Origin of the sequence: Stenotrophomonas sp. (genome assembly GCF_050737075.1) — a bacterium.
Taxonomy (GTDB): Bacteria; Pseudomonadota; Gammaproteobacteria; order Xanthomonadales; family Xanthomonadaceae; genus Stenotrophomonas.
Map to the genome: position 1 here is coordinate 1 of NZ_JBOHXV010000168.1, position 3,532 is coordinate 3,532.

General features: G+C 61.7%; 9 protein-coding genes. 4 read left to right on the forward strand and 5 right to left on the reverse strand.

What is annotated here, in order from left to right; translation table 11 throughout:
• A partial coding sequence (locus tag ACREPD_RS21865) for a hypothetical protein (protein WP_431601242.1) occupies positions 1-697 on the reverse strand: 697 nt, incomplete at its 3' end.
• Complete coding sequence (locus tag ACREPD_RS21870) at positions 697-990, reverse strand: helix-turn-helix domain-containing protein (RefSeq protein ID WP_431601243.1); 294 nt, start codon at positions 988-990, stop codon at positions 697-699. The genes ACREPD_RS21865 and ACREPD_RS21870, both read right to left, overlap by 1 nt.
• Positions 991-1,072: 82 nt before the next feature.
• On the opposite strand from ACREPD_RS21870, the gene ACREPD_RS21875 reads away from it, so the two are divergent.
• Positions 1,073-1,264, forward strand: a complete 192-nt coding sequence (locus ACREPD_RS21875) for a hypothetical protein (protein WP_431601244.1) — start codon at positions 1,073-1,075, stop codon at positions 1,262-1,264.
• Positions 1,265-1,339: 75 nt separating this feature from the next.
• Here ACREPD_RS21875 and ACREPD_RS21880 read toward each other — a convergent pair whose 3' ends face one another.
• Together ACREPD_RS21880 and ACREPD_RS21885 are read right to left on the reverse strand one after the other, a co-directional pair.
• Entirely contained in the window at positions 1,340-1,573 is a 234-nt protein-coding gene (locus tag ACREPD_RS21880; RefSeq protein WP_431601245.1) for a hypothetical protein, read from the reverse strand.
• Positions 1,570-1,749 carry a hypothetical protein gene (locus ACREPD_RS21885; protein WP_431601246.1) on the reverse strand — a complete coding sequence of 60 codons (180 nt, stop codon included), beginning with the start codon at positions 1,747-1,749 and terminating at the stop codon, positions 1,570-1,572. Before ACREPD_RS21885 ends, ACREPD_RS21880 begins: the two co-directional genes overlap by 4 nt.
• A gap of 139 nt (positions 1,750-1,888) precedes the next feature.
• On the opposite strand from ACREPD_RS21885, the gene ACREPD_RS21890 reads away from it, so the two are divergent.
• From ACREPD_RS21890 to ACREPD_RS21900, 3 genes are read left to right on the forward strand one after another with little or no spacing between them, the layout of a single operon-like run.
• Positions 1,889-2,239, forward strand: coding sequence for a helix-turn-helix domain-containing protein (locus ACREPD_RS21890; RefSeq protein ID WP_431601247.1), 351 nt, complete (start codon positions 1,889-1,891; stop codon positions 2,237-2,239).
• 48 nt (positions 2,240-2,287) lie between these two features.
• A complete protein-coding gene (locus ACREPD_RS21895; RefSeq protein WP_431601248.1) occupies positions 2,288-2,695 on the forward strand; it encodes a hypothetical protein in 408 nt (135 codons plus the stop codon).
• Positions 2,692-3,147, forward strand: coding sequence for a hypothetical protein (locus ACREPD_RS21900; protein WP_431601249.1), 456 nt, complete (start codon positions 2,692-2,694; stop codon positions 3,145-3,147). Before ACREPD_RS21895 ends, ACREPD_RS21900 begins: the two co-directional genes overlap by 4 nt.
• A 21-nt stretch (positions 3,148-3,168) precedes the next feature.
• Here ACREPD_RS21900 and ACREPD_RS21905 read toward each other — a convergent pair whose 3' ends face one another.
• Positions 3,169-3,393 carry a DUF7681 family protein gene (locus ACREPD_RS21905; RefSeq protein WP_431601250.1) on the reverse strand — a complete coding sequence of 75 codons (225 nt, stop codon included), beginning with the start codon at positions 3,391-3,393 and terminating at the stop codon, positions 3,169-3,171.
• Positions 3,394-3,532 lie beyond the last annotated feature (139 nt).

A 3,532-nucleotide genomic window follows, 5' to 3' on the forward strand; every position in this document is an offset into this window, starting at 1 on the left:
GGGTCACCAGTTGCTCGTCCGGGGTTGCCGCCTTCCAGCGTCGCTGCGCCTTGAGCGTCTTCTCATGCTCCTTGTTGAGATCGTCACTCAACTTGTTGATGCGCTGATCTTTGGCATCTGCATTGGCGCGGGCGTCACGGATGGCGGAGCGGAGCTCGTGGCGCGACATGTGCTCCACGTCATCGAGCGTCAGGCCCTTGGTTTCGCCCTCGGTGGCCAGTTTGGTGAACTGCTCGTCAGGCAGTGACAGAAGCTCGATCAGGCGGCTTTGGCTCTTGGTGGCCGCCATCAAATCCCTCGCATGCGAGGGATTTGGCAGGCAGGCTACCCTGCGGGCTGCCTCAATCATTCGGCGGGCCTGCTCTTGGCCAAGGCCAAGTCGATCCAGTAGCCCATACCATTCGCCATGTACCGCGCATTCGCGAGCCACCACCAGGTAGCGCCCTGCGCGCAGGAAGGCTTCGCAGCCACGACGTAGTTCACCGCGAATGGCGGCCTCGTAATGGTCCGGGTGCCACGGCAGGCCGTCGCCGAACTGGTCCACAACCTCGTTCTGGTGCTCACCGAGCGTTACCAGTTCCTGCGTGCGTTCGGCAAGCTTGTCGGCGTCGAGCTGGGGGCCGACCACTTCGGCCTGAGCAACGGGCTTGGCGCCGCGCTTGCTGGGTTGCTTCTCTGTCATGTCGATCCTCGTCATCAGTTGGGGCTACGGCTGTAGCGATTGCGGAAGTCGTCCAGCGCCCGCTCTTCGCGAGCCACCTCGGTCTGGTGCGCCAGGGCGATCTGGACAATTCGGGGGGAAAGGCGCCAGTTGTCCTGGTCTTGGGGCGTGCGCTCGGCCAGGCCGTCTTCACCCAGACGCTGTAGGTTGCGCAGCGTGGTGCTGGGCGATTCACCGATCCCGTCGGCGATCTGTTTCAAGCGAAGGCCATTGCGGCTATGGCCGGACAGGGCGAACAACAGGCGGGCGAAGATGCTCTGCTCGCTCACGGGAGCACCTCCGTGCGGGAGGAATCGCCGTTGGTAGGATGCGAGGTGCCAACCAACACACCCAAACCAACGGAGATTCCAAATGCAATCGGAACGAATTTTTGAACAAGCCGTGCAACTTGCCGCAGCGTTTGTTTCAAACGGCGACATACGCCTGAGCGGGAACACCCGCGAGGATTCCGATGCGCAGGCGATGCTTGCCGATCTGATCCCGTCGCTGTATCAGACCCTGCTGCGGGCGCGCGAGCAGGCTGTGCGGCGTACTGAGAAGTAAGCGGGGTGTAGACGATCCGGCCACCTTGCCCGGTGGCCGGATCGAGCCGCCGATAGGTGGTGGTGCCGGGGGTGCTCATGCGGCCGCTCCCTGCTGGCGACGGGCCAACTCCTTCCTGACGCGCTCAAAGCGACGCTCGGCGGCATTGACGGCGCCCGCCCACGGCAGGGTGTCGGACAGGGGGGCATCGGAGCTTGCGACCTTCCGCCAGTTGGCCGTCGCGGTGTTGTACTGGTCGCGCGCCGAGGCGAGCAGCAGCTCCAGTTCGCGGATGGACAGTTCGTCCAGGGGCTGGCCGGGGGTGTTCATGCCGCCTCCTTCAGGCCAGCAGCCTTCAGGATGCTGGCGCGCATGGCGCGACCCTTGGGGCCGGCCCAAGTGCCGTAGATCGCCTGGCGCGCTGCGCTGGGGTGGATGCTGCGCTGGCGGCACCAGGCGGCCAGCGTGGTGTTCTGGAGCAGGAGGGCGGCACGTACCTTGATCATCAAGTCGTGCCCGGGGGGCAAAGGCTGAACCATGTCGTATCCTTGCGGTGACGTTTAAACCGGACGGGATAAGTCTTGTGCATTCAAATGCACAAGTCAAGGGATTTGTGTGCATCTAGATACTCACGCAGGAACGCGCATGAAAGAGCTCCGCGAGGCTTTGGGCTGGTCGCAGGCTCAGGCGGCGGCGCTAGTTGGCGTCCGCCGCGAGATGTGGGCTAAGTACGAAGCGGGCTCGGAGCCAGGGGCGAAGGTGCTAGGGGCCCTGACAGCCGCCGGATGGGATGTTCTCTACATCCTGTCAGGTCACCGTAGCGGGATCTCGGTTGATGACTCATCAACGGGATTGCTCAGCCCTCGAGAGGCCGCTCTTGTTGACAACTACAGAAACAGTCCGGAGGACGCGAAGGCGGCCCTAGACAAGACGAGCGCTGCGTTCGCGCAACCGAGGTCGCTGATCAAGCAAGCAAGGCTTCAATCGAATAAGTAGACCGGCCAGCACATGTCGAAATGGACAACACAGCCAAGGAGGAAGTTCATGAGTAGTCGAGCCAAGTTGACGATCATCCGTACCCAGAGTTGCTATCCGGTTTTTCGGGGATTCATAGGCTTTGCAGCTTTTGTTGGTTACATCGCTGCTGCATTGATATTGCTAGCTGCGCTCCTGGCGGGCAACAGTGTTGACAGGGGTAGCGGGATAGGCGCATTGGCAGTTGGAGTCATTGCGTCCTTTGTCATGGTGCTTCTAACAATCGCATTGAAAGAGGCCAGCTTGATGCTTGCTGATATCGCTGATTGCGCCATATGGGAAGCATCACCCATGACCAACTCTGATTCACCGATCGAAACAGAGAGTCCTGATAGCCATTCGGAAGATTCGCGATGGGAGGAGACGCTCGGGGGCCTTATGAGAAAGGACTCTCGGGGCGACACCAACCGTCCGTGAACAGCACTTTCCTCACCGCCCTGATCGCAGCCGGTGCCGCACTGCTCGGGTCAGCTGTCGCGCAGTTCGGGCCGCTGCTCCAGCAATGGCTTTCCAGGCGTCATGAACGTCGCGCCTTGCTGCGGCAGCGGTACGAGCAAATGGCCACGCTGGCTTCGGATCTTTCCATCCACATGGCGCGAGTAGTAGAGACCTCAGTTCAAGCAGGGCCTCGATCGGAAGGGTCGGAGCTGGCACAAGCTGCCACTCAAATGCAGACACTGGCGTTGCTGTACTTTCCGGAATTGAAGGCGTCGGTTGACGAACTGCAGAGGGCGTCCATTGCGCTGGAATCTGCATTCTTCCGATCCAGTGTCGAAGATGCCAAGGCTGCGCTGGAACCTTTCCTTCAAGCCAAACGTGCGGCTTTCCAGGCGATCGAGCAGCACGCCGAGCGCTACGCTCGGCGCTAGTCGGATCGCCCTTCCTGGGCACTAGAACGATTCCGGCTGGGCGATGGCCCGCGTCGCCCACATGAGCCCGGTCTGCAGCTCCGTCCTGGCGATAGCCAGGGCGCGCTTGTCGATGCCCGGGATATCGCCCAGGGCTTCGAGCAGGCGGCCGATCTCGGTCCCTTTGTCCTTGATCGCGTTGATACCGTCGATCTCCGCTTGGGCGAGTTCCCGATAGCCTTTGATCTTGCGGTGCTGGTTGTCCATGACGCCTCCTGGTTGAAGGCCCACTCTCCCGCGCGCGCGGGGAGAATTCCTCGAAACCAGTTTCAAAGACGCTGCCCTAACGGATAGGGAGACTGGCGCCATCGATTTGTTGCGCCCGGTGGTGCAACGGGCCGGCGGC